The sequence below is a fragment of the Aeromonas sp. CA23 genome (assembly GCF_002587065.1).
Taxonomy (GTDB): domain Bacteria; phylum Pseudomonadota; class Gammaproteobacteria; order Enterobacterales; family Aeromonadaceae; genus Aeromonas; species Aeromonas bestiarum.
The window spans coordinates 1,265,510-1,291,374 of record NZ_CP023818.1 but is presented as its reverse complement, the minus strand read 5'-3'; the positions used below and the strand labels follow the sequence as shown (position 1 = coordinate 1,291,374).

Here is a 25,865-nt window from a genome sequence, read left to right as displayed (position 1 = left end):
AATCCATCCATTTCATCAGGTAATGAGGAGTGATGATGTTCAACCCGGTTGATCACCCCCACCGTCGTTTCAACCCGCTGACCGGTCAATACGTGCTGGTCTCCCCCCACAGAGCCAAGCGCCCCTGGCAGGGCCAGGTCGAGAAGGTCAGTCAGGCGCCAAGCCAGTCCCACGATCCGGATTGCTTCCTCTGCGCGGGCAACCAGCGCGTCACCGGCGACCAGAACCCGGACTATCAGGGCACCTTCGTCTTCACCAACGACTTCGCCGCCCTGATGCAGGACACCCCGGCCACCGACGCGGCACAGGATCCCCTGCTCAAGCTGGAAGCCGCCCGCGGCACCAGCCGGGTCATCTGTTTCTCGCCGGATCACGGCAAGACACTGCCCGAGCTGCCCCTGCCCGCCATAGAGGCGGTGATCATCACCTGGATGAAACAGGTGGCCGAGCTGTCAGCCCAGTGGGAATGGGTGCAGGTGTTTGAAAACAAGGGCGCCGTCATGGGCTGCTCCAACCCCCACCCTCACGGCCAGCTGTGGGGCAGCGACTTTCTGCCCAACGAGATAGCCCGCGAAGAGCAGCACCAACGCGACTGGCTGGCCGAGCACGGCCGCCCGCTGCTGGTCGACTATGTGGAGCGGGAGCTGGCGGATCGCACCCGCATCGTGGTGGAAACAGCACACTGGCTGGCCGTCGTTCCTTTCTGGGCCGCCTGGCCGTTCGAAACCCTGCTGCTGCCCAAGACCCATGTGCCCTCCCTGCTCGGCCTCACCCCCGAGCTGCAGCAGGATCTGGCGGTGGCGCTCAAGGAGCTCACCAGCCGTTACGACAACCTGTTCGAGTGCAGCTTCCCCTACTCCATGGGCTGGCACTTCGCACCGCCTCACTCCGACTGCCCGGAAGCCTGGCAACTGCACGCCCACTTCTATCCGCCCTTGCTGCGCTCCGCTACGGTGCGCAAATTTATGGTGGGCTTCGAGATGCTGGCAGAAACCCAGCGCGATCTGACACCGGAACAAGCGGCAGAACGACTGCGCGCCCTGTCCCCCATTCATTACAACCAGGCCGACGGGGAGAAGCGATGAAACCCAGTCAATGTGTTCCGACCCCGGAACAGGCAGCAGAACGACTGCGCGCCCTGTCCCCCATTCATTACAACCAGGCTGACGGGGAGAAGCGATGAAACCCAGTCAATGTGTTCTCACCCCGGAGCAAGCTGCGGAACGGCTGCAAGCCCTGAGCCCCATTCACTACAACCCGATCAGCCAAGCCAATGAGGAGGCCCTATGACCCCCAGCCAACGCGTCAGCGCCGTTTTTGCAGAGCAGTTTGAGCAGCAACCCGACCTGCTGGTGCGCGCCCCCGGTCGCGTCAACCTCATCGGCGAACACACGGACTACAACGACGGCTTCGTGCTGCCCTGCGCCATCGATTACGAGACCTGCGTCGCCATCGGCCTGCGCGATGACAGCCTGGTGCACGTGATCGCCGCCGACTACGGCAACCAGCGCGACCTGTTCGATCTGAACCAGCCCATCACCCACCATGCCGATCAGCGCTGGAGCGACTACATACGCGGCGTGGTGAAATACCTGCAGGTGCGCGGCCATGCGCTGCGCGGCCTCAACCTGGTGGTCTCCGGCAACGTGCCGCAGGGCACAGGCCTGTCGTCGTCCGCCTCGCTGGAGGTGGCCATAGGCCAGGCCTTCAAGGAGGCGCAGGGGCTCGACATCAGCCAGGCCGAGATCGCCCTCAACGGCCAGCAGGCGGAGAACCAGTTCGTCGGCTGCAACTGCGGCATCATGGATCAGATGATCTCCGCCAGCGGCAAGCAGGATCACGCCCTGCTGCTCGACTGCCGCTCGCTGGAAACCCGCCTCATCCCCATGCCCCCCGACCTGGCGGTGCTGATCGTCAACTCCAACGTGCGCCGCGGCCTGGTGGACAGCGAATACAACACCCGCCGTCAGCAGTGTGAAACCGCCGCCCGCCACTACGGGGTCAAGGCGCTGCGCGACCTCGACATGGCCGCGCTGGAGGCGGGCAAGGCCGGGCTGGATGAGGTCTGCTACCGCCGCGCTCGCCACGTGGTAGGCGACAATACCCGCACCCTGGCCGCCGCCGATGCGCTGGAGTCCGGCGATCTGGTGCGCCTCGGCGAACTGATGGCCGAGTCCCACGCCGCCATGCGCGATGACTTCGAGATTACCGTGCCCCCCATCGACGGTCTGGTGGAGATCATCAAGGCCAGGCTTGGCCGCGAAGGCGGTGTGCGGATGACGGGCGGCGGCTTCGGCGGCTGCGTGGTTGCCCTGCTGCGCCCGGCACAGGTCGCCGAGGTGATTGCCGCCGTCGACGCCGAGTATCCGGCCCGCTTCGGCCTCAAGGCCGACAGCTATGTCTGCCGCGCCAGCGCGGGGGCGGGGGCGGGGGCGGGAAAACTATGAGCCCATTTATGATGCAGGCCGACGGCTACGTCTGCCGGATCGGCAACACAGGTGCAGGCAAGCTATGAGCAACGCCATGATCCCGTTCGAGCTGGCAAACGAAGAGGGACTGCGCCTGCGCGGCCTCGATGTTGGCGCCACCCTCACCTCCCTCACCCTGCCGGTCGCGGGCAAACACCGCGAGGTGCTGCTGGGCTGCGCCGATGAGGCCTATCCTGTGCAGCAGGTGTGGCTGGGTGCGGTGGCGGGGCGTTTTGCCAACCGCATCGGCGGCGCCGAACTGGTGCGCGATGGCCAGCACTGGCCGCTGGATGCCAATCAGGCCCCCCACTGCCTGCACGGCGGACGGGAGGGGTTTCATCGCCAGCGCTGGCAGATCAAGGAGCTGGAGGCGGACAGGGTCAAGCTCGTCCTGCTGTCGAAGGCGGGCGATCAGGGCTTTCCCGGCAACTTGCGGGTAACCCTGGAGTACCGGCTGGAGCAGTACGATCTGGTGGTCGATTTCAGGGCCAGCACGGATGCGCCGACCCCGGTCAGTCTCACCAGTCACGCCTACTTCAACCTGGATGGGGGCGGCGATGTGCGCGACCACACCATCAGCCTCAACGCCGACCGCTTTCTGCCGACCGATGAGAGCGGTCTGCCACTGGCCATTGCGCCGGTGGAAGGCCCCTTCGATCTGCGCGCCCCGCGCCCCATGGGCCAGGATTGGCTGAGCCATCCCCAGCAACGGCAGGCCAGGGGGTACGATCATGCCTTCCTGCTCAATCATCCGCAGCATGATGGCCCGGAGCAGACCTGGGCCGCGCGAGTGATCTCCGGCGATCGGCAGCTGGCGATGGAGGTCTACAGCAACCAGCCTTCGCTGCAGTTCTACACCGGCAACTGGCTGGCCAACACCCCGAGCCGCAGCGGCCAGCCGCATCAGGATTACGACGGCTTCTGTCTGGAGGCACAGCAGTTGCCGGACAGCCCCAACCGGCCCGAGCTCGGCGATCCCTGGCTGCTGCCGGGGCACTACTACCACCACCAGACCCGTTATCGCTTTATCGCCGCCAGCTGACCCCGACGCCCTCCGGCAGACCTACGCTGACAACCACAGGCGAGGCCGAGATGGCGTCATCATGCAGCTACACTCTGGCCCCGCGCCCTCTTCTCCCACGCAGACATAGCGAATGAAGAGGGCTCGGGGTCACCCATTACATCAGCTCGTAAACAAGTCCACGCAAGGAGTCGTTATGGATGAACACTACCTGGCCGCGCCCGACCGCTATCAGCGCCAACCTTATCGACCCGTGGGCCGCCACGGCCTGCGCCTGCCCAGCATAGGTCTCGGGCTCTGGCACAACTTCGGCGAGGGGAGCGATCCCGCCAGGGTGAAGGCCATGGTGCACCAGGCGTTCGATCTCGGTATCACCCACTTCGATCTCGCCAACAACTACGGGCCGCCCCCCGGCTCCGCCGAGACCACCTTCGGCCGCGTGCTCAAGGGCAGTCTGGCCCCCTACAGAGACGAGCTGATCATCGCCAGCAAGGCGGGCTATGTGATGTGGGACGGCCCCTACGGGGATGGCGGCAGCGCCAAGTACCTGTTTGCTAGCCTGCACCAGAGCCTGCGCCGGCTCGGCCTCGACTATGTGGACATCTTCTATCACCACAGGCCGGATCCCCGCACCCCGCTGGAGGAGACCTGTCAGGCGCTGGCACTCATGGTGCGTCAGGGCAAGGCGCTCTATGTCGGCCTCTCCAACTACCCGGCACAGCTTGCCGCCCAGGCAGCGACCCGGCTGACGGAGCTGGGCACCCCCTGTCTGGTCAATCAGCTCAAATACTCGCTGTTCCAGCGCGACATCGAAGCCGACACCCTGCCGGTCTGTCGCGAGCAGGGAGTGGGCGTGGTGGCCTTCTCGCCGCTGGCGGGCGGCCTGCTCAGCAACCGCTATCTGGCTGGCATACCGGCGGACTCGCGCGCCGCCAGCGGCAGCCCCTTCCTCAAGCCGGAGCAGATCACCGCAGACAAGCTGGCCAGGATCCAGGCCCTGCACGCCCTGGCACAACAGCGGGGGCAGGAGTTGTCACAGCTGGCGTTGCAGTGGGTGTTGCGCGATCACGTGGTGAGTTGCGCCCTGATCGGCGCCAGCAGCCCCCAGCAGATAGTGAGCGCGGTCGAAGCCCTGGCCCTGCCCCCGCTGGACGAGACGTTGCAACGACAGATAGAAGCCACCCTGGCCTGACCCGCTCTCAACCTCCCCCATTGCCAGGGGGAGGCCCCAATATTCACTGGTTGCCCGTCTGATTTTCCTCCATCATTGGTCGCCCCGGCTCAGCCCGGGGCCGACTTCATCCGGACCAATCAACCAAGAGATCTGAACCATGACAGAGTCTTACGCCCTGTTTGTCGCCTTCGTGCTGGGCATAGTAGAGGGCCTGACCGAGTTTCTGCCCGTTTCCTCGACCGGCCACATGATCATCGTCGGCCACCTGCTGGGTTTCGAAGGCCCCAAGGCCGCCACCTTCGAAGTGGTGATCCAGATGGGTTCCATTCTCGCGGTCGTGGCCGTGTTCTGGCGCCGCCTGTTCGGCCTGATTGGCATCCACTTCGGCCAGAAGCCGGCACAGGATCACGCCACCCTCTCCCTGGTCCACATCATCCTCGGCATGCTGCCCGCCGTGCTCATAGGTCTCGCCATTCACAGCTGGATCAAGGCCCATCTGTTCGGCCCGGAAACCGTGATGTATGCCCTGGTCGCCGGCGGCATCTTGCTGATCATCGCCGAGAAATTTCGCCCGGCGGTACGCTCCGAGACCCTGGATGACATCAGCTACCAGCAGGCGTTCGGCATAGGGCTGTTCCAGTGTCTGGCGCTCTGGCCCGGCTTCTCGCGCTCAGGCGCCACCATCAGCGGCGGCATGCTGATGGGGATCAGTCGCCAGGCGGCGGCCGAGTTCTCCTTCATCCTGGCGGTGCCCATGATGGTGGCCGCCAGCGGGCTGGATCTCTACAAGAGCCGTGACCTGCTCTCCATGGCCGACTTCCCCATGTTTGCGGTGGGCTTTGTCACCGCCTTCGTGGTCGCCATGATAGCGATCAAGACCTTCCTGGCGCTGATCCGTCGCCTCGACTTCATCCCGTTCGCCATCTACCGCTTCGTGGTGGCCTTCGCCGTCTACCTGGTATTCGTTGCCTGATCCGGCCGCGACGCCATGAAAAAAGGGACCTGTCGGTCCCTTTTTCTATTGTTGCCCGCCCTCAATAGAGGCGATGACTGATGCCATTGAGCAGCCGCGACAGCCCCTTGGTGAACTGGACCGGCGCATCCTGCACCGTGTAGCAGAGGCAGCCGTCCGGGGTGTGCGGACTGTGGGCGTGGCTGGCATCGCGCCAGATGAAGTCCCCCGCCTGATAGCAGGTCTCCCCGTCCTGTATGTGGCCGGCCAGCAGCAGGGTCAGCTCGTAACCCTGATGGGTGTGCTCGGGGATGCGGCCACCGGCTTCTATGTGCAGCAGGCTGGCGCGGGCCCCCAGCTCGTCCAGCGGCAGGCTGTGCTGACGAATGGCGCCAATGTGACGCCACTTGGGGGCATGGTGACGCGCCAGCACCCTGGGCAAGCGGTATGACTGGCCCGCCACCTGCAACTCGGGCTGGGGGGGCGCCAACTGGCTGAGTGCTGCCACAGTGGCGACCGGCTGCTGCAGTATGCCGGCCAGCATGGCATCGAGTGCCACCGGCATGCTCTCGCTCATCGTTGCCGGCTGATCTTCTGCCGGCTCCAGATACTGGCAAGCCAGTTCCTCTTCGCAGGCTCGCAGACTGGCAGCACACTCGGGGCAGAGCTCGCAGTGGGCGGAGACACCGACCGCCAGCGGCAGGGACAGCTCGTCGGCGGCGAAGGCGCGCAACATGGCGTGGGTCGGATGGGTTTTAATCATGGCCTTGCTCCACTTGCTCTTTCAATTTCTGTAATGCCAGTCTGAGGCGGGATTTGATGGTACCAAGCGGCACGCCGAGTCGCTCCGCCAGCTCCTGCTGGGAGAACTCCTGCAGATAGATGCCGCGCACCACCTGCTGTTGCGGCTCCGGCAGGGTGGCGAGGTAGTGCGCCATCTGGCGGGTCAGCACGGCATCTTCACCACCGCTCAGGTGCTCCTCTTCCGCCCTGAACTCCAGCATGGGCCACAGCTCCTCGGCGCAGAGATCCTCCTTGCTGGCGCGGCGGCGGCGCAGCATGTCGAAGCTCTGGTTGCGCATGACGGTGTAGATCCAGGTGGTCGGCGCCCCCTTCTCGGGGTGGTAGAGGCGGGCCTTCTGCCACACCAGCAGCATGGTCTCCTGCACCAGCTCCATGGCGTTGGCCTCGCTGCCGAGGTGGCGCAGCCCATAGCTGCGGATGCGCGGCGCGAAGTGATGAAACAGGCGGGCGAAGGCGGCCTTGTCGGCCTGCTCGGCGACCCGGATGAGAAGAGACGTCAGATCGCCATCTGGATTGTCCATGGGGGGCGATATCCTGCGCTGAGTCGATTGGGGTTGGCCAGTATATGCCATTGCGCCATGCCTTGAATGTTGTGGTCATCACCATTACGCCGGGCGTGGCAAAAGGATCACAGGCGGGCCGCAAATTGGCACTCAATGGCTGGCAACCAGCAGGCCGCTCAGCAGGGAGAGCGCAGGCTGGTTGTCGTCCGCCGCCAGCAACCACTGCTTCTGTTCCACGGGAATGGGCAGCACCTCCAGCCAGCGCTGGGCCACCCAGCTGGCATCGTCCCAGTCGGGATCATGGTAGAGGGCCGCATATTCCGGGTAGTCGTTGAACACCTCCTGCAGTGCCCTGGCCAGTGAGTGCTGATCGGCATTGAGCCTGCCCGTCTGCCAGGGCGGCAGCAGTGCCACCTCGCCGACCCTCAGCCCGTCGGGCTCCTGCCACAGATCGACGATCCTGACCCGCTCCATGCCGAGCACGGTAATGCCCAGCAGACCATCCGGCAGCTGATCGAAATCGATGATCCGCACCCGGGTGGCGATGGGGTACATGTTGCGCAGCGCATCGGGCGGGCGGGGGTCGAGCATGCAGAGCACGAAGCCCTGATCTCCCGCCTCGGCGATCATGCGCTGGTATCTGGGCTCGAAGATGCGCAGCGGCATGATGCCACCGGGCAGCAGGTGAGCCGAGAGGGGAAACAGCGCCAGTTTCATCAGGATATTCCTCTGTGGAAGATACCTGTTGATACGACCGCCGTGGACGGGCAGATCATTCAGACCGAGTTGGAATAAAAAAACCCTTAACAATCAGGGGAAAATAGCCTGGACAAGCCGCTTCGATATGCAGTAGAAATGGATAAGCACCATTTAATCCATTGAATATTCTGGATACTGGTGACAAATGCAGTGAAATATCCGCCCGACCAACTCCGGCGGGCCGTCCCTATAGTTTTCTCGGGCCGATGCGGGTAAAATTCACGCCCTTATATATCAGTCATTTTTCGACGCGCAACCTTGGTGGTCAGTTATGAAAGAGCATATTCATCATCTACTTGAACAAACGGTAGCCAATCTCAAGTCAGCGGGCGTGTTGCCGGCGGACCTGGAAGCCCGGGTGCAAGTAGACCGATGCAAGGAGAAGGCTCACGGTGACCTGGCCACCAACCTGGCCATGCTGCTGGCCAAACTGGCCCGCAAGAACCCCCGTGAGCTGGCCGCTGCCATCATAGAACACCTGCCCGCCTCCGACCTGATCGCCAAGGTCGAGATCGCCGGCCCCGGCTTCATCAACTTCTTCTTCGACCAGCGCTGGCTGGCCGGCCAGGTGGAAGCCATGGTGACCTCTGCCAACGCCAACGTGAAGTTGCCGACCCCGCAGACAGTGGTGGTGGACTACTCGGCGCCGAACGTGGCCAAAGAGATGGCGGTGCACCACATCCGCTCTACCGTGCTCGGTGACGTAGCCGCCCGTGCCCTGGAATTCCTCGGCCACAAGGTGGTACGCGCCAACCACATAGGTGACTGGGGCACCCAGTTCGGCATGCTGATCGCCTATCTGGAGAAAATGGCCAACGAGCACGCCTCCGACATGGCGCTCAAGGATCTCGAAGCCTTCTACACCCAGGCCAAGCGTTGCTACGACGAAGACGAAGTCTTCGCCGAGCGCGCGCGCAACTACGTGGTCAAGCTGCAGGGTGGCGATGAATACTGCCGCACCATGTGGAAGAAGCTGGTCGACATGACCATGGAACAGAACCAGATCAACTACGACCGCCTGAATGTCTCCCTGACCAACAAGGACATAATGGGCGAGTCCATGTACAACGACATGCTGCCGCAAATCGTGGACGACCTGAAAGCCCGCGGGCTGGCGGTCGAGAGCGAAGGGGCCACCGTCGTCTTCCTGGACGAATTCAAGAACAAGGATGGCGAGCCCATGGGCGTCATCATCCAGAAGAGCGATGGCGGCTTCCTCTACACCACCACCGACATCGCCTGTGCCAAGTACCGTTACGAGACCCTGGGCGCCGACCGCGTCATGTACTTCATCGACTCCCGTCAGCACCAGCACCTGATGCAGGCCTGGACCATCACCCGCAAGGCGGGCTATGTGCCGGAATCCGTGCCGCTCGAGCACCACGCCTTCGGCATGATGCTGGGCAAGGATGGTCGTCCCTACAAGACCCGCTCCGGCGGCACCGTCAAGCTGGTCGACCTGCTCAACGAAGCCGAGGAGCGCGCTAGCGCCCTGCTGGAGAACCGCAACAGCGATCTCTCCGCCGCAGAGAAGGCCGAAGTGGTCCACGCCATCGCCATGGGTGCGGTCAAGTATGCGGATCTCTCCAAGAACCGCACCACAGACTACATCTTCGACTGGGACATGATGCTGTCGTTCGAAGGCAACACGGCACCGTACCTGCAGTACGCCTACACCCGGATCCAGTCCATCTTCCGCAAGGCCGGCGTCAATGCCGAGACCTTGACCGGTACTGTGACCCTGAACGAGGAAGCCGAAGAGGTGCTGGCCCAGAAGCTGATCCAGTTCTCCGACGCGGTCAACGGCGTGGCGGACAAGGGCATGCCGCACCTGCTCTGTACCTACCTGTACGAGTTGTCCGGCAACTTCATGACCTTCTACGAAGCCTGCCCGATCAACAAGGATGGCGTCGACGAAGCCACCCGCCAGAGCCGTCTGCTGCTGTGCGCAGCCACCGCCAAGGTCCTGAAACTGGGTCTGGGCGTGCTGGGTATCCATACCCTGGAGCGCATGTAATAGATGGCAACCCGGGATTACGTCGGCAACAGCCCGAGAAGACGGGCCGGTGGTCGCAACACCAAGAAAGCGGCACCTCGCCGCTTTCCTGTTATCCCGGCACTGCTGGCCGGGGTGCTGCTGGCAGGGTTCGGCGGCTTCCTCTACATGATCAACGGCAAGGGCAGCGATGCCCCCACCATTGAAGAACAGGTCAAGGCCAACAAGCCCAAGGCGCAGAACAACGGCTTGCCGCAGGAGAAGTGGAGCTATATCGAACGGCTGGAGAACAAGCAGGTCGATATCACTGAGCCGCCCCCCCAACCGGGCGTGCTGCCACCGCCTCCTGCCCAGACCCTGACCCTGCAGCCGGAGAAACTGCCGCAGCCGGTGCCGACCGACATTCCCCAGCCGGGAACGCCTATCGGCCAGGTGCAGCCCTACAAGCCGCAACCGGTTCAACCCGCCAAGCCAGCCCCAGTGGCCAATGCCCAAGAGCAGGTGATCGACCGCAAGGCCGAGCGGGAACGGATGGAGCGTGAACTGCGGGCCGAGCTGGAACGGGAGCGCGCCGAGGCCGCCAGGGCCCAGGCAGCGACCCAGTCTGCACAAACCGCAGCGGCGGACAGCGGTCGCTACATGATGCAGTGCGCCGCCCTGCGCTCGCAGGATTCTGCCGAATCGCTCAAGGCGCGTATCGCCTTCGGTGCCGGCCTCTCCTCCAGCCTGCAGGTGGTGAATGGCGCCAACGGCACCGTCTACAAGGTGATGGTGGGTCCCTTCAGCGGCAAGGCGGCCGTCGATGCGGCCAACCGCAAGCTGCAAGGCTCCGGCATCAGCGGCTGTATCCCCAAAAAGGGGTGACCGCCGCCAGCGGATGAGTGATCAGGGCCGGGTTGAAGACTCGGCCCTTTTCTTTTCTGCGCCACGCGTCTCAACGGAAGTCGACCCGTTGCGGATAATCCGCCAGGGTTGAAAAGCGCCAAACCCATCCCCATCTTTCTTGCCATGCACAGTCAGGCCGTTATTCGGCTCAAGCGAGGTAAGTAAAGTGACTACCATAGTTTCTGTCCGCCGCAACGGCCAAGTCGTGATAGGTGGTGATGGCCAGGTATCCCTCGGCAACACCGTCATGAAGGGCAACGCCCGCAAGGTTCATCGTCTCTATAACGGCAAGGTGCTGGCAGGTTTTGCCGGCGGCACTGCCGATGCCTTCACTCTGCTCGAGCGCTTCGAAGCCAAACTGCAGGCCCATCAGGGTAATCTGGAACGCGCCGCCGTGGCGCTGGCCAAAGACTGGCGCACCGATCGCGCCCTGCGCCGTCTCGAGGCCCTGCTGGCGGTCGCCGATGAAAACAAATCCTTCATCATCACAGGCAACGGTGACGTGGTGCAGCCGGAGCATGATCTGATCGCCATCGGCTCGGGCGGCAACTTCGCCCAGTCCGCCGCCACCGCCCTGCTGGAGAACACGGATCTCGACGCCAAGAGCATCGTCGAGAAGTCCCTCAAGATCGCGGGCGACATCTGCGTCTTCACCAACCAGCATCACACGGTCGAAGTGCTGAATTACGATCCGAAAGAAGCAGAGCCCAAGTAAGCCCCCCATTTGCAAGGGGTGGGCCCTGCCCGCCCCGGATACAGGAATGCCATCATGTCCGAGATGACCCCGAGAGAAATCGTCCATGAGCTGGACCGACACATCATTGGTCAGGCCGACGCCAAGCGTGCCGTCGCCGTCGCCCTGCGCAATCGCTGGCGCCGGATGCAGCTCGATGAAGAGATGCGCCACGAGGTGACCCCGAAAAACATCCTGATGATAGGCCCGACCGGGGTCGGCAAGACCGAGATCGCCCGTCGTCTGGCCAAGTTGGCCAACGCCCCCTTCATCAAGGTGGAAGCCACCAAGTTCACCGAGGTGGGCTATGTGGGCAAGGAAGTGGACAGCATCATCCGCGATCTGACCGACGTCGCCATCAAGCTGGTGCGCGAGACCGAGATGGAGAAGATGAAATACCGCGCCGAGGAAGCCGCCGAGGAGCGCATCCTCGACGCCCTGCTGCCCAACCCGCGCAACAGCTGGGGCGAGGAGGAGAAGGCCGACAACTCCAATACCCGCCAGATCTTCCGCAAGAAGCTGCGGGAAGGCCAGCTGGATGACAAGGAGATAGAACTCGAGCTGTCAGCCAGCCCCATGGGCGTCGACATCATGACCCCGCCGGGCATGGAAGAGATGGCCAGCCAGTTGCAGGGGCTGTTCCAGAACCTGGGTCAGAACCAGAAAAAGAAGCGCAAGATCAAGGTCAAAGAGGCCATGAAGGCGCTGATCGAAGAGGAAGCGGCCCGTCTGGTCAACCCGGAAGAGCTGAAGCAGAAGGCTATCGCCGCGGTCGAGAACAACGGCATCGTCTTCCTCGACGAGATCGACAAGATCTGCAAGCGCGGCGAGAGCTCGGGCCCGGATGTCTCCCGCGAAGGGGTACAGCGCGACCTGCTGCCGCTGGTGGAAGGCTGCACCGTCAACACCAAGCACGGCATGGTCAAGACAGACCACATTCTGTTTGTCGCCTCCGGTGCCTTCCAGGTGGCCCGCCCGTCGGATCTCATCCCCGAGCTGCAGGGTCGCCTGCCGATCCGGGTCGAGCTGACCGCGCTCACCACGGATGACTTCGAGCGCATCCTGACCGAGCCGAACGCCTCGCTCACCGATCAGTACCAGGCGCTGATGGCCACCGAAGGGGTCAAGATCGAGTTCACCAAGGATGGCATCCGCCGTCTGGCCGAAGCGGCCTGGCAGGTCAACGAGCGCACCGAGAACATAGGTGCCCGCCGCCTGCACACCGTGATGGAGCGGCTGATGGAAGACATCTCCTATGATGCCTCCGAGAAGTCCGGCGAGACCTTCACCATAGACGCCGACTACGTCAACGCCCACCTCGGGGCGCTGATCGAGGACGAGGATCTGAGCCGCTTTATCCTGTAAGCGCGCCCTACCGTCATCATTCAAGACGCCTCCCTTGCGGAGGCGTCTTCGTTTTCGACTCCCTCCTGAATCGTTTCGACCGGTGCGCCACTGTGGCCTCTTCCCGTCAGCCAGATCGCGGCGCCAATCAGCAGGCCACCCAGGACAAAGCTGATCTGCATGCCGAACACCAGATCCGCCGGCATGGCCGTGGCCAGGTTGGGCGTTCCCACCAGGGTGGCAAACAGGCCACCGAGTCCGGCCGCCCCCGTCAGCTGGCCCAGATTGCGCGACAGGGTCAGCAAGCCGGCCACAGATCCCCGCGCCTGTTCGGTTGCCGCCCCCACCACGGCGCTGTTGTTGGCGGTCTGGAACAGGGCATAGCCGGCGGTCAGCAGCAGTATGGGCAGCAGATAACCGAGCGGGCCATATCCGGCGCTCAGGGTGGCCAGCCCGAGGAGCGCGCTCATCATGGCCATCAACCCCAGCCGAGCGACCCGGCGCGAACCGAACCTGTCCACCAGCCAGCCGGCAGGCATGCCCGTCAGGGCCGCCAGCAGGGGTCCGCCGGAGATCATGAGCCCAACCGTCGCCATGTCGAGCTCGAACACGCCGTGCAGGTAGAAGGGGCCGATCAGCAGGGTCAGCACCATGACGCTGGCCACCAGCGCACTGGCGAGCAGGCCACCCTTGAGCCGGGAGTCAGCCAGCAGTGCCAGCGGTAGCAGGGGGAAACGGGCACGGCGCTCGCGGCGAACGAACAAGGCAGTGCCAAGCAGTGCCCCCGCCCACCAGCCCAGCGCCGGGGTGCCCCCCGAGGTCAGCGCCAGCCCGTAGCAGAGCAGCGCCACCACCAGCATCGACAGGCTCGTCAGCATCACCCTCTCTCTTTGTGGCAAAGCCCCCTCAGGTGGCAGACCGACCATGCCGGCACCCAGCGCCAGCAGGCTGACGGGTACCAGCAACAGGAAGGGGGCCTGCCAGCCAAACCCGCCGATCAGCAGGCCGCCGAACGAGGGGCCAAGGGCAGTGCCGCAGGCCGACAGGGTACCGAGCAGCCCCATGCCCCGGCCACGCTGCGCCGCAGGTACAAGCTGCCCCACCATGGCCAGCGCCAGAGAGAGCATGCAGGCCGCACCGACCCCCTGCAGGACACGCGCCGCAATCAGCCAGCCTATGGTCGGCGCCAGGGCGCACAGCAGGGATGCCAGCGCAAACAGCGCCACGCCCCCCAGCAACAGGCGGCGCCGGCCAAACCTGTCGCCGAGCCGGCCGGCCACCAGGGTCAGGCAGGTGATCCCCAGCAGGTAGGCCACCAGCACCCACTGCAGGCTGGCGAAGGGGGCGGCAAACGCCTGTCCCAGCGCGGGCAGCGCCATGTTGGCCATGCTCCCCGCCAGCATGGGCAACAGGGTGGCGAGGCCGAGTGCCAGCAAGCCGGCACGGCGAACCCAGGGAGAGGGAATTATGCTGGGGTATGACATGGATATGACCTCAAGCGAACCAGGATGACCACAAGGCTAGCCCTGACGCTGATCCGGCGGAAGACGCACGAGATGCAGCTTATAGCTGCACGACACGCCATATGAAGCCATGGATTCTCGCGTATGATGAGTCAGCACACAGATATGATCGCCATCGGCTGATCACCCCGCATACCAGACCGGCGAGGGCACGACCATGAGCACCCCTGATTTCAACCTGCTGATCACCCTGGATGCGCTGCTTGATGAGGGCAGCGTGGCCGGCGCCGCCAGACGGCTGCGACTCAGCCCCTCCGCCATGAGTCGGGCCCTGGCCCGGCTGCGCGCGACCACGGGAGATCCCCTGCTGGTGCGGGCGGGCCGGGGTCTGGTGCCGACCCCGCGCGCGCTGGCGCTGCGCGAGCAAGTCGGTCAGCTGGTGCAAGATGCCGAGGCCGTGCTGCGCCCCGAGCGGGAGATAGATCCGGCTCACCTGGTGCGCACCTTTCGCCTGCGCGCCAGCGATGGCTTCGTGGAGAGCGTCGGCGCGGCCCTGCTGGCCAGGCTCGCCGTCGAAGCGCCCGGGGTGCGACTGCACTTCGTGGCCAAGCCCGACAAGGAGAGCGGCCCCTTGCGCGGCGGCGAGCTGGATTTCGAAACCGGGGTGATAGGGGCCAACACGGCGCCCGAGCTCCATACCCAGGCCCTGTTCCACGATCATTTCGTCGCCGTGGTGAGGCCGGGTCACCCCCTGTGCGAAGGGCCCCTGACCGCCGCCCGTTACGCCGCCGCCCGCCATATCATGGTGTCGCGCCGCGGGCGGGAACATGGCCCCATCGACCAGGCGCTCGCCGTGTTCAAGCTGGAGCGCACCGTCACCACCCTGGTGCCCGGCTTTGCCACGGCGCTGGCCCTGGTGCGCGGCAGCGATCTGGTGGCGACCGTGCCCGAGCTGCACTGCGCCAGCCTGCATGACTCCCTGGTGAGGCTGCCCCTGCCCTTCCCCCTGCCCGGCATCACCCTGGCCCTGCTCTGGCACCCGCGACTGGACGCCGATCCGGCCCACCGCTGGCTGCGTCACCTCATCCGCGAGACCTGTGCCAGACCCCCTTATGGCACGCGGCAGAGCAGTGACAAGCGTGGTGAAAGTTAACAACCGGTTGAGTGCCCACAGAACCACTCCCCGCTAGCCCTATCCGCTCCCGCATATCGATGGCTGGCTCAGTGGCAGCCAGGATTCCCCATTGGCCCCACTCACGCCCCTCATTCCAACAGACGCGGCCAATTTGACTACTGGTATACCTATTTATAAATAGCTTTCAATTTCACCAAAGCACCCCTTTGGGGATATATAAATAGACACTTGATTTACATCAATTGCCCGCCCCCGCCGACTGGGTAGCCTAACCCCAGAATGATGTTTTATTACTCCAATCCAGAGGCAATCATGAGCAAAGTCAGACTGGCCGTCATAGGTAACGGCATGGTGGGGCACCGCTTCATCGAAGAGTTGATCGAGCGGTCCGATCCCGGCCAGTTCGAGATCACCGTCTTCGGTGCAGAACCCCGTCCCGCCTACGATCGTGTCCATCTCTCCTCCTACTTCTCCCACCACACCAGCGAAGATCTCTCCCTCGTCAAACCCGGTTTCTACGAGAAGCACGGCATCCGCCTGCTGCTCGGCGAGGCGGTCAAGCTGATCGATCGCGCCAAGCGCGAGGTGCACTCCAACAAGGGCACTGTGGTCGAGTATGACAAGCTGGTACTGGCCACCGGCTCCTACCCCTGGGTGCCGCCGATCAAGGGCAGCGAGCATCATGAGTGCTTCGTCTACCGCACCATCGAGGATCTGAAAGCCATCCGCAGCGCCGCCAAGAGCGGCAAGAACGGGGTGGTGATCGGCGGTGGCCTGCTCGGTCTGGAAGCGGCGGGCGCCCTCAAGGCCCTGGGCCTCGAGACCCACGTTGTGGAATTTGCCCCTGTATTGATGGCAGAACAGCTCGACGGTCAGGGCGGCCAGCTGCTGCGCCGCAAGATCGAATCCATGGGCGTGCAGGTGCACACCAGCAAGAGCACCAGCGAGATCCTGATGCACGGCGGCAAGGAGGCCAAACACCGCCTCGCCTTCGCCGACGGCAGCCAGCTGGAAGTGGACGTGGTGGTCTTCTCCACCGGGATACGCCCGCAAGATACCCTCGGTCGTTACTCTGAGCTGACCATCGCCGACCGTGGCGGCGTGCTGATCGACGATCACTGCCTCACCTCGGATCCAGACATCTATGCCATCGGCGAGTGCGCCGCCTGGCAGGGTCGCTTCTTCGGCCTGGTGGCACCGGGCTACAAGATGGCTCAGGTCACCGTCGATCACCTGCTCGGCGGCGACAACCGCTTCGAAGGGGCGGACATGAGCGCCAAGCTCAAGCTGCTCGGCGTCTCCGTCGGCTCCATCGGCGATGCCCATGGCCGCACTCCCGGCAGTCACAGCTACGTGTTCCAGGACGACCAGGCCGGCGTCTACAAGAAAATCGTGGTGAGCGAAGACAACAGCCGCCTGCTCGGTGCCGTGCTGGTCGGCGACGTCGACGACTACGGCAACCTGCTGCAGCTGATGCTCAACGCCATGCCGTTGCCCGCCCACCCGGATACCCTGATCCTGCCCGCCTACGCCGGTGCCAAGCCGACCCTGGGGGTGGACGCCCTGCCCGCCAGCGCCCAGATCTGCTCCTGCTTCGACGTCTCCAAGGGCGACATCGCCCAGGCGGTCGCGGAAGGGCATACCACCCTGGCCGCCATCAAGCAGCACACCAAGGCCGGTACCGGTTGCGGCGGCTGCGTGCCCCTCATCAGCCAGGTGCTCAACGCCGAGCTGGTGAAACAGGGTATCGAGGTCAACAACCACCTCTGCGGCCACTTCTCCTACTCCCGCCAGGAGCTGTTCCACCTGGTCAAGGTGGAAGGGATCAAGAGCTTCGACGAGCTGCTGCGCAAGCACGGCCAGGGCTACGGCTGCGAGGTGTGCAAACCCACGGTCGGCTCCATCCTCGCCTCCTGCTGGAACGACTATGTGCTGAGCCCCCTCAACACCCAACTGCAGGACACCAACGACATCTTCCTCGGCAACATGCAAAAGGACGGCACCTACTCCGTCATCCCGCGCATGGCCGGTGGCGAGGTGACCCCGGAAGGCCTGCTGGCGGTGGCCGAGGTGGCCCGCGACTACAAGCTCTACACCAAGATCACCGGCGCCCAGCGCATCGGCCTGTTCGGCGCCCAGAAAGACGATCTGCCCGCCATCTGGCGCAAATTGCTGGCCGCCGGCTTCGAGACCGGACAGGCCTACGCCAAGGCGCTGCGCATGGCCAAGACCTGTGTCGGCAGCACCTGGTGCCGCTTCGGCGTACAGGACAGCGTCGGCCTCGGGGTCTTCCTCGAGAACCGCTACAAGGGCATCCGCACCCCGCACAAGATGAAGTTCGGTGTCTCCGGCTGTACCCGTGAATGCGCGGAAGCCCAGGGCAAGGACGTCGGCATCATAGCCACGGACGCGGGCTGGAACCTCTATGTGGGCGGCAACGGTGGCATGAAGCCGCGCCACGCCGACCTGCTCGCCTCGGATCTGGACCGCGAGAGCCTCATCCAGCTGATCGACCGCTTCATGATGTTCTACGTCACCAGCGCCGACAAACTGCAACGCACCTCGGTCTGGCTCGGCAACCTGGAAGGGGGCGTCGACTACCTGCGCGAAGTGATAGTCGACGACAAGCTGGGACTGAATGCCACTCTGGAGCACGACATCCAGGTGCTGATCGACAGCTACGAATGCGAATGGTCCCGCACCCTGAATGAAGAGGAGCAGCTCAAGCGCTTCAGCCACTTCATCAACAGCGGCAAGCGCGACCCGGACGTGCAGTTCGTCACCGAACGTGAGCAGCACAGACCGGCCACCCCGGCCGAGCGCATCCCCGTCTACCAGATCGACATGGAGGCAAAGTGATGAAACTCGCATGCCAACTCAATGATATTTTTCCGGGTACAGGCGTTTGCGCCCTGATCGAAGGTCGTCAGATCGCGCTGTTCCGCCCGAGCGAAGCGGCCGAGGTGTTCGCCATCGACAACCGGGACCCCTTCTTCGCCGCCAACGTGCTGTCGCGGGGCATCATCTGCGAACACGAGGGCGAGCTCTGGGTCGCCAGCCCGCTCAAGAAGCAGCACTTCCGTCTGAGCGACGGCCACTGCCTCGAGAACGCGGCCATGTCTGTGCAGGGCTACCCGGTCGAAGTACGTGACCAGCAAGTCTGGATCGCCGTCTAACACCATGCATATCAGGGCTGCCCGCGGGCTGCCCCTCTAAAGAGAATCAACATGTATACCGACAGCATCAACAAGTGCGCCGCCAACGCGGCCCGCATCAACCGCTTCGAGCGGGATGACAAGCTCGGCTTCTGGCTCAGCTCCGCCATGGCAGGGGCCTATGTGGGCCTCGGCATCATCCTCATCTTCACCCTGGGCAACCTGGTGGATCCCAGCGTTCGTCCGCTGGTGATGGGGGCCACCTTCGGCATCGCCCTGACCCTGGTGATCATCGCCGGCTCCGAGCTGTTCACCGGCCACACCATGTTCCTCACTTTCGGGGTGAAGACCGGCAAGATCGCCATGGGGGATCTGCTGCGCATCCTGCCCCAGACCTGGGCCGGCAACCTGCTCGGCTCCATCGCGGTGGCGCTGATCTACTCCTACGGCGGCAGCCTGCTGCCGGACGCGGGCAGTCTGGCCCACAAGGTGGCGCTGGCCAAGACCCAGGCGCCGGCCCTGACCCTGTTCATGAAGGGCATACTCTGTAACTGGCTGGTCTGCCTCGCCATCTGGATGGCGCTGCGCACCGAGGGCGCCGCCAAGTTCATCGCCATCTGGTGGTGTCTGCTGGCCTTCATCGCCTCCGGCTACGAGCACTCGGTCGCCAACATGACCCTGTTCGCCCTCTCCTGGTTCGGCGCTAACTCAGACGCCTATACCCTGGGCGGCATCGGTCACAACCTGCTGTGGGTGACCCTCGGCAATACCGTATCCGGCGCCCTCTTCATGGGTCTGGGCTACTGGTATGCCACCCCCAAGGCGGAGCGCCCGGTTGCCGTGACCGAGAACACCGTCAGCCAGACTCAAACCGCCTGATCCGGAGGTCCCATGGACTACTTGCCCATCTTCTGTCGACTCGATAACAAACCCGTGCTGCTGGTCGGCGGCGGCGAAGTGGCGGAGCGCAAGGCGCGCCTGCTGCTGGACGCCGGTGCCAGCCTGACGGTGGTGTCTCCCGAGCTCGATCCCGAGCTGGCTGCCCTGGCCGACGCCGGGGCTATCGAGTGGCGGGCCGGTGAATTCGAGCCGGCGCAGCTGACGGGCAAGTGGTTGGTGGTGGCCGCCACCGACAGGCGCGAGGTCAATGCACTGGTGTACCAGAGCGCGAACCAGGCGGGCATCTTTGCCAACGTGGTAGACGATCCCAAGCGCTCAAGCTTCATCATGCCGTCGATCATCGACCGCTCGCCGCTGATGGTGGCCATCTCCTCCGGCGGCAAAGCTCCTGTGCTGGCCCGATTGCTGCGCGAGAAGCTTGAGGCCCTGCTGCCCCAGCATCTCGGTGCCGTGGCGGCCTTCGCCGGTGGCCTGCGGGAGCGGGTCAAGGCCCGCTTCGCCAGCATGGGGGAGCGCCGCCAGTTCTGGGAGCGCCTGCTCGGCGCCGACCGGCTCGGTCAGGCACTGGCACGAGGGGATCAGGCTTCGGCCAATCAGCTGGCCGACAACCTGTTCGCCGAGGAGGGGGCCAGCCAGGGTGAAGTGATCCTGGTGGGTGCCGGCCCCGGTGATCCCGGTCTGCTCACCCTGCACGCCCTGCGCCAGATGCAGCAGGCGGACGTGGTGGTCCATGACCGTCTGGTGTCGGACGAGGTGATGGCGCTGGTCAGACGGGACGCCAAACGCATCTTCGTCGGCAAGCAGGCGGGCAACCACTGCGTGCCCCAGGAGGGGATCAACCAACTCTTGCTGGATGAGGCTAAAAAAGGGCAACGGGTGGTGCGGCTGAAAGGGGGCGACCCCTTCATCTTCGGCCGGGGCGGCGAGGAGCTGGAGACGCTGGTCGGCAGCGGCATCGGCTTTCAGGTGGTGCCGGGGATCACGGCGGCGAGCGGTTGCGCCGCCTACGCCGGCATCCCGCTCACCCACCGCGATCATGCCCAGAGCGTGCGCTTCGTCACCGCCCACGGCAAGGGCGGCACCCAGGATCTCGACTGGCCCCTGCTGGCCCGGGACAAGCAGACCCTGGTGTTCTATATGGGGTTATCAAGCTGCGCCACCATCCGCGAGCAGCTGATGGCGCACGGCAAGGAGGGCGACACCCCGGTGGCCCTGGTCGAGCGCGGCACCCAGCCGAGCCAGCGGGTCATTCGCGGCACCCTGGATCAGCTGGCCGAGCTGGCGATAGGCGTCGAGAGTCCGGCTCTCATCATGGTGGGATCCGTGGTCACCCTGGCCGACCAGCTCGCCTGGTTCGGTCAGACTGGTGCCCCCTCGCAGGCCGCCGCACTGGCCTGAGCCGGCCGTCAGCCTCGCCATTGAGACCGTCACCACAATGGTGGCGGTTTTTTTATCCGCACTTACCGCATTCATGGTCATAACCTCTTGTTTTGAGTCTGGTATCCTATGGGGAAGGTCATCCGGCCAACCGAATTCAGGAATTCTGTTTCATGTCTCTCCCCGTCAAGAACAGCGCCAAGCAGCGTGAACAAGACAGATCGCGCATTCTCACCCTGCTGCTGACCGATGATGCCCTCACCGACAGCCTGCTGGATCCGCAGACGGTACAGGATGCCGAGCTGCGGGATCAGACCAGCGAGCTGACGCGACTGGTCAACAGCCTGCCGGCCGCCGACATCGCCGATGCGCTGGAATCCCTGCCGCCGGACGAGCGCCATGTGCTCTGGCAGCAAGTAGACCCGGAGAAACATGGCCAGGTGCTGGTCGAGGCCTCGGAGACTGTGTGGGACAGCCTGATCAGCGGCATGAGCGACAAGGCGCTGCTGCACGCCCTGCGCACTCTGGACATAGACGATCAGATCTATCTGGGCCAATACCTGCCCCGCAACCTGATGGGCCGACTGCTCACCTCCATGGCACCCCCCCAGCGCGACCAGGTAAGAGAGGTGATCCGCTACGGCAAGCACACGGTCGGCGCCATGATGGACTTCGAGCTCATCACGGTGCGCGCCGAGGTAAGCCTGGCGACCGTGCAGCGCTACCTGCGCCTGCGCGGCAAGATCCCCGTCAACACCGACAAGCTGTTTGTCATCGACAGGCGCAACCGGCTGCAGGGGGAGCTGCCGCTCACCACTGTGCTGCTGCACAAGCCGGCGACCCTGGTCGGCGAGGTGATGGAGCGGGATCCTGTCACCTTCGATCCGGAGGACAACGACGAGGCGGCGGCCCGAACCTTCGAGCGGGACGACCTGGTCTCCGCCGCCGTCATCGACGGCCGCGGCAAGCTGATGGGCCGCCTCACAGTCGCCGAGGTGGTGGATCTGGTGTATGAGGAGAGCGACACGGATCTGCGCCGCATGGGGGGGATCAGTGAAGATGAAGACGTATTCGCCCCGGTCAACAAGGCGGTCAAGACCCGCTGGGCCTGGCTCGCCATCAACCTCTGTACCGCCTTCGTGGCCTCCCGGGTCATAGGCCTGTTCGAGCACACCATATCGCAACTGGTGGCGCTGGCGGCCCTGATGCCAATCGTCGCGGGGATAGGCGGCAACACGGGCAACCAGACCATCACCATGATAGTGCGGGCGCTGGCGCTGCAGCACATACAGGCGGGCAACGTCTCCTTCCTGCTGTGGCGCGAGCTGGGGGTGGCACTGATCAACGGTCTGGTGTGGGGCGGCACCATGGGGCTGGCCACCTATGCCCTCTATCAGGATGCGGCGCTGGGCGCCGTGATGACGCTGGCCATGATGATCAACCTGCTGGTCGCCGCCCTGATGGGGGTCATCATCCCCATGACGATGTCGCGTCTCGGCCGGGATCCGGCGATCGGTGCCAGCGTGATGATCACCGCCATCACGGACACCGGCGGCTTCTTCATCTTCCTCGGGCTGGCGACCCTGTTCCTCATCTAGCTGGGGCGAGTCATCTCGATGAAGAAGGGAGCCTGCACGGCTCCCTTTTTGCTGTTCCAGGGGTCTGGCCGCTAGACCCGATACTTGGCCACCGCCTGGTTGAGCAACTTAGCCTGCTCGGTCAGGCCCTGGCTGGACTTGGCATTCTCCTCCGCCATCAGGCTCGACTCCTGGGCTATGTCGCGGATGTTGTTGACGTTGCGGTTCACCTCGTTGGCCACCAGGCTCTGCTGCTCGATGGCCGCGGCTATCTGGGTGCTCATGTCCATGATGTGGGTGACATCCTGGGTGATCTGCCCCAGCAGCTCACCCGCCGTGCTGGCCTGCTCCGAGCTGCTGTTGCCCTGCTCGCGACAGGTCGCCATCATGCCCACTATGCTGCCGGTCTGCTTCTGCAGCGAGCTGATGATGCCGGCTATCTCCTGGGTCGACTTCTGGGTACGGATGGCGAGGCTGCGCACCTCGTCCGCCACCACCGCAAAACCTCGGCCCTGATCCCCAGCCCGCGCCGCCTCGATAGCCGCATTGAGCGCCAGCAGGTTGGTCTGCTCGGCGATGCCGCGGATCACGTCCAGCACGGAGCCTATGGTCTCGCTCTCTTTCTGCAACTGGGCCACCTCCTGGGAGGAGCTCTCCAGATTGCCGGCCAGCGAGCGGATCTGGCGAACCGTGTTCTCGACCGCGGTGCGCCCCTCCATCGCCTTGTTGTTGGTGGCCTGGGCATTGTTGGCGGCCTGCTCTGTGTTGCGGGCTATCTCCTCTATGGTGGAGCCCATCTCGGTGGAGGCCGTCGCCACCATGTCGGTTTCCTGCAACTGGCGTGACGCCCCCTCGCTGGTGCGCCTGACGTTGCTGGAGAGGTGATCCGCCGCCTCGGTCAGGGTGTGCACGCTCTGCTTCACATCGCCGATCAGATGGCGAAAGCCCCCCAGCATCACGTCCAGATTGCCTGCCAGCTGGGCCATCTCGTCGGCCCCTTGCAGCTCTATCTTGAGGCGCAGGTCGTTGTCCTGGCGGATGCGGTTGACTGTGTCGTTCACCCGCGAGATGGGCCTGTCTATGCTGCGGCCCAGCAAGATGCTCATGATGCCGATCAGCACTATGATCACGCCGCCGCAGACCAGCATCAGGCTGTTGAGGCGCGAGGTCTGCCGCACCAATTCGTCGGCTATGTGCTGACCGAGTGCGGTGAAGCCCTGCTCGGTCTGATGCACCAAGTCCCGCATCTGGTTGCGCAGCCCCTCATCCTCTTTCAGCCCCAGCACCTGCATGCCCTCCACCAGAGCGGCGAAGTCCTGCCGATACTGCAGGCTGGCCTGTTCCAGCTTGCCACGGTCCGCCTCCGGCAGCGTCGCCAGGCTCTCCTGGAAGCTCTTGTGCAAGGTCTGGAAACGCTCCAGATACTGGATGTCGGAGCGCAGCATGAAGTCTTTCTCCGCCCGCCTCAGCTGCAGCATTGTGATGATCAACCCCTGCTGATCCAGCTGCTTGAGCCCCTCCTCGACCTGATGCACAGCCGCCCTCAGACGGCCGTAGAGACCATCTTCCGGCCCCAGCCCTATGGTCTGCTGCTGTGCCACCAGATCGTTGAAGGCCTTGCCATAGGCCCCCATCTGCTGATCCAGCCGGGCCAGCTCGCCGTTCACGGCCCTCAGGTTGTCATCGGCACTCAGGGTCTGGTCCAGCTTGTGAAAATCGGCAAGCCCCTGGTTGAAGCGATCGACGAAAGCCAAATCCTTGCGGATCAGGAAATCCTTCTCGGCCCGCCGCAGGTTCAGCATGGCAATCTCGAGCGCATCCACGTTGCGCTGAGCCTCGGTCAGGTGGCGACTCACCTGGCTGGAGTAGAGAAACAAACCGCTCAGCACCAGCATGGCAATGGCCACCAGCACTGTGTTCAGGATCAACTTATGACGGATCAGCACGATGGACCTCTCACGAACAGGGAATGAACTGCATTGAGCTTATGCAGAAAACGCCATCCCTGTTGTTGTTCAAGGAATATTCATTGAAATGCCAGTCCCACTCCTTATACTGGATCCCACCTGTTTCCAGCCGTGGATTTGACACTATGGAATACAACACTTCAGAACTGTGCGACATCTATCAGGACATGGTGGATGTACTCGAACCCATGCTCTGCTCCTTCGGCGGCCGCGCCTCTTTCGGCGGCGTCATCACCACAGTCAAATGCTTCGAATCGAATGGCCTGATCCGTGAACTCGTCAAAGAGAACGGCGTCGGCCGCGTGCTGCTGATCGATGGCGGTGGCTCCATGCGCCGCGCCCTGATCGACAGCGAGATCGCCACTACGGCAGCCGAGAACGAGTGGGAAGGCATCGTCTGCTACGGCTGCGTGCGCGAAGTCGACATCCTGGAAGATCTGGATATCGGCATTCAGGCACTGGCCGCCATTCCGGTGGGCGCCGACAGCAAGGACGTGGGGGAGACGGATCTGCCGGTCAACTTCGGTGGCGTCACCTTCCTGCCGGATGATCATCTCTACGCAGACACCACAGGGGTGATCCTCTCCCCTGAGGCGCTCGATATCGAGTAAGCCGCAACCTGAGTTGTGACGATGGGAGCCTTGGCTCCCATTTTTTATGGCTGCAACTTGCTGAAAAAAAGCAAAAAAAGAGGGCCAGAAGAACTGGCCCTATAACTGGAAGCAATGTGAGCAATGTCGTGCCTTCACAAGAAGTCCATCACGTTGGAACGAATGAAGTCTTTCCCGGAAAACAAGTTAACAATAATCATTCTCATTTAACTAAGCAACTCTTATTTGCCAAACGTGCAAAAAAATTGACCACCGCTGGGGTGGTCAATTGCATCAGGCCTGGCGCGTCGCCGTTTGCAGACCGGCCAATCCGGCCTCGCCCACCAGCTTGCGACTGAGATAACGCAGCAAGACGCCGTAGAGAGGCACAAACAAACCAAGGCTTATCAGCAACTTGAATACATAGTCCACGGTTGCGATCTCGACCCAGCGCTCGGCCATGAAGGGATCCGTGCTGCGCCAGAAGGCGATGCTGAAGAAAGCGATGGTATCCACCAGGTTGCCGAACAGGGTCGAGGCGGCTGGCGCCACCCACCAGGCCCTGAGCAGCCGCAGCCGGTTGAATACCACCACGTCCATGAACTGGCCCACCAGATAGGCCATGAAACTGGCCAGCGCGATACGCGCCACGAACAGATTGAACTCCGCCAGATTGCCCATGCCCTGATAACTGCCCTCGAAGAACAACACGGAGAGCGCATAGGAAACGGCCAGCGCAGGCAACATCACGGTCTGGATGATCTTGCGCGCCAGACCGGCACCGAAGATCCGCACCGTCAGATCGGTGGCCAGGAAGATGAACGGGAAGCTGAAGGCACCCCAGGTAGTGTGGAAGCCGAAGATGGTGATCGGCAGCTGCACCAGGTAGTTGCTGCTGGCGATGATCAGGATGTGGAACAACGAGAGGCGCACCAGCGCCGTCTGGTGCTGAGCAGGGGTCAAATGCATATTGTGACCTTTTTGGTTAATGGGGTTAGGGAACCCATACCGCCACCATTGGCGATAATTGAGGGGCGAGATTATACGCCCCCCAACTGATAG

The 25,865-nt window shown here is 63.6% G+C and carries 22 protein-coding genes; 16 read left to right on the top strand and 6 right to left on the bottom strand.

Annotation, left to right across the window (positions count from 1 at the left end):
• Window positions 1–35 precede the first annotated feature (35 nt).
• The 5 genes from CK910_RS06040 to bacA all read left to right on the top strand — a co-directional run bounded on the left by CK910_RS06040 (window position 36) and on the right by bacA (window position 5,636).
• Window positions 36–1,085, top strand: coding sequence for a UDP-glucose--hexose-1-phosphate uridylyltransferase (locus CK910_RS06040; protein ID WP_098985004.1), 1,050 nt, complete (start codon window positions 36–38; stop codon window positions 1,083–1,085).
• Between the two features lie 201 nt (window positions 1,086–1,286).
• Window positions 1,287–2,447: a galactokinase gene (galK, locus tag CK910_RS06035; protein WP_098981597.1), complete on the top strand. Its 1,161-nt coding sequence runs from the start codon at window positions 1,287–1,289 to the stop codon at window positions 2,445–2,447.
• Between the two features lie 64 nt (window positions 2,448–2,511).
• Entirely contained in the window at window positions 2,512–3,510 is a 999-nt protein-coding gene (galM, locus tag CK910_RS06030; RefSeq protein WP_172955249.1) for a galactose-1-epimerase, read from the top strand.
• A gap of 175 nt (window positions 3,511–3,685) precedes the next feature.
• Entirely contained in the window at window positions 3,686–4,681 is a 996-nt protein-coding gene (locus tag CK910_RS06025; RefSeq protein ID WP_098981593.1) for an aldo/keto reductase, read from the top strand.
• A 139-nt stretch (window positions 4,682–4,820) separates the two neighbouring features.
• On the top strand, window positions 4,821–5,636 hold the full coding sequence (gene bacA, locus CK910_RS06020; RefSeq protein ID WP_098981591.1) for an undecaprenyl-diphosphate phosphatase: 816 nt from the start codon (window positions 4,821–4,823) through the stop codon (window positions 5,634–5,636).
• A gap of 61 nt (window positions 5,637–5,697) precedes the next feature.
• Here the strand turns inward: bacA and CK910_RS06015 are convergent, their stop codons facing one another.
• The 3 genes from CK910_RS06015 to CK910_RS06005 form a co-directional block, all read right to left on the bottom strand.
• Window positions 5,698–6,378 (bottom strand): ChrR family anti-sigma-E factor, encoded by a 681-nt coding sequence (locus CK910_RS06015; protein ID WP_098981590.1) that lies wholly within the window; start codon window positions 6,376–6,378, stop codon window positions 5,698–5,700.
• Window positions 6,371–6,940 carry a sigma-70 family RNA polymerase sigma factor gene (locus tag CK910_RS06010; RefSeq protein ID WP_172955248.1) on the bottom strand — a complete coding sequence of 190 codons (570 nt, stop codon included), beginning with the start codon at window positions 6,938–6,940 and terminating at the stop codon, window positions 6,371–6,373. The genes CK910_RS06015 and CK910_RS06010 overlap by 8 nt, the downstream gene beginning before the upstream one ends.
• 132 nt (window positions 6,941–7,072) lie before the next feature.
• Window positions 7,073–7,639 (bottom strand): LON peptidase substrate-binding domain-containing protein, encoded by a 567-nt coding sequence (locus CK910_RS06005; protein WP_172955247.1) that lies wholly within the window; start codon window positions 7,637–7,639, stop codon window positions 7,073–7,075.
• Window positions 7,640–7,952: 313 nt separating this feature from the next.
• Between CK910_RS06005 and argS the strand changes: the two genes are divergently transcribed.
• The 4 genes from argS to hslU all read left to right on the top strand — a co-directional run bounded on the left by argS (window position 7,953) and on the right by hslU (window position 12,660).
• The gene (gene argS, locus CK910_RS06000) at window positions 7,953–9,698 is read left to right on the top strand and encodes an arginine--tRNA ligase (protein WP_098981584.1); all 1,746 of its coding nucleotides are present in this window, start codon (window positions 7,953–7,955) and stop codon (window positions 9,696–9,698) included.
• Between the two features lie 3 nt (window positions 9,699–9,701).
• Window positions 9,702–10,541 (top strand): SPOR domain-containing protein, encoded by an 840-nt coding sequence (locus tag CK910_RS05995; protein WP_098981582.1) that lies wholly within the window; start codon window positions 9,702–9,704, stop codon window positions 10,539–10,541.
• A 187-nt stretch (window positions 10,542–10,728) separates the two neighbouring features.
• Window positions 10,729–11,277 (top strand): ATP-dependent protease subunit HslV, encoded by a 549-nt coding sequence (gene hslV, locus CK910_RS05990; RefSeq protein WP_043142765.1) that lies wholly within the window; start codon window positions 10,729–10,731, stop codon window positions 11,275–11,277.
• A gap of 54 nt (window positions 11,278–11,331) precedes the next feature.
• On the top strand, window positions 11,332–12,660 hold the full coding sequence (gene hslU, locus CK910_RS05985; protein WP_043142767.1) for an HslU--HslV peptidase ATPase subunit: 1,329 nt from the start codon (window positions 11,332–11,334) through the stop codon (window positions 12,658–12,660).
• A 20-nt stretch (window positions 12,661–12,680) separates the two neighbouring features.
• Here the strand turns inward: hslU and CK910_RS05980 are convergent, their stop codons facing one another.
• On the bottom strand, window positions 12,681–14,123 hold the full coding sequence (locus tag CK910_RS05980) for an MFS transporter (protein WP_098981580.1): 1,443 nt from the start codon (window positions 14,121–14,123) through the stop codon (window positions 12,681–12,683).
• A gap of 196 nt (window positions 14,124–14,319) precedes the next feature.
• Between CK910_RS05980 and CK910_RS05975 the strand changes: the two genes are divergently transcribed.
• The 6 genes from CK910_RS05975 (at window position 14,320) to mgtE (ending at window position 22,267) form a co-directional block, all read left to right on the top strand.
• Entirely contained in the window at window positions 14,320–15,255 is a 936-nt protein-coding gene (locus CK910_RS05975) for a LysR family transcriptional regulator (RefSeq protein WP_098981578.1), read from the top strand.
• Window positions 15,256–15,549: 294 nt separating this feature from the next.
• Window positions 15,550–18,096, top strand: coding sequence for a nitrite reductase large subunit NirB (nirB, locus tag CK910_RS05970; RefSeq protein WP_172955246.1), 2,547 nt, complete (start codon window positions 15,550–15,552; stop codon window positions 18,094–18,096).
• Window positions 18,096–18,413 (top strand): nitrite reductase small subunit NirD, encoded by a 318-nt coding sequence (gene nirD, locus CK910_RS05965; protein WP_098981574.1) that lies wholly within the window; start codon window positions 18,096–18,098, stop codon window positions 18,411–18,413. Before nirB ends, nirD begins: the two co-directional genes overlap by 1 nt.
• A 51-nt stretch (window positions 18,414–18,464) precedes the next feature.
• Window positions 18,465–19,271, top strand: coding sequence for a nitrite transporter NirC (gene nirC / locus CK910_RS05960; RefSeq protein WP_098981572.1), 807 nt, complete (start codon window positions 18,465–18,467; stop codon window positions 19,269–19,271).
• Window positions 19,272–19,283: 12 nt separating this feature from the next.
• On the top strand, window positions 19,284–20,690 hold the full coding sequence (gene cysG / locus CK910_RS05955; protein ID WP_098981570.1) for a siroheme synthase CysG: 1,407 nt from the start codon (window positions 19,284–19,286) through the stop codon (window positions 20,688–20,690).
• Between the two features lie 152 nt (window positions 20,691–20,842).
• Window positions 20,843–22,267, top strand: a complete 1,425-nt coding sequence (mgtE, locus tag CK910_RS05950; protein ID WP_172955245.1) for a magnesium transporter — start codon at window positions 20,843–20,845, stop codon at window positions 22,265–22,267.
• A 71-nt stretch (window positions 22,268–22,338) separates the two neighbouring features.
• Here the strand turns inward: mgtE and CK910_RS05945 are convergent, their stop codons facing one another.
• A complete protein-coding gene (locus CK910_RS05945) occupies window positions 22,339–24,192 on the bottom strand; it encodes a methyl-accepting chemotaxis protein (RefSeq protein ID WP_098981566.1) in 1,854 nt (617 codons plus the stop codon).
• A 146-nt stretch (window positions 24,193–24,338) separates the two neighbouring features.
• Between CK910_RS05945 and rraA the strand changes: the two genes are divergently transcribed.
• Window positions 24,339–24,824, top strand: a complete 486-nt coding sequence (gene rraA / locus CK910_RS05940; protein WP_021138460.1) for a ribonuclease E activity regulator RraA — start codon at window positions 24,339–24,341, stop codon at window positions 24,822–24,824.
• 273 nt (window positions 24,825–25,097) lie between these two features.
• On the opposite strand, the gene CK910_RS05935 is transcribed toward rraA, so the two are convergent.
• Window positions 25,098–25,772, bottom strand: coding sequence for a 7-cyano-7-deazaguanine/7-aminomethyl-7-deazaguanine transporter (locus CK910_RS05935; RefSeq protein WP_098981564.1), 675 nt, complete (start codon window positions 25,770–25,772; stop codon window positions 25,098–25,100).
• Window positions 25,773–25,865 lie beyond the last annotated feature (93 nt).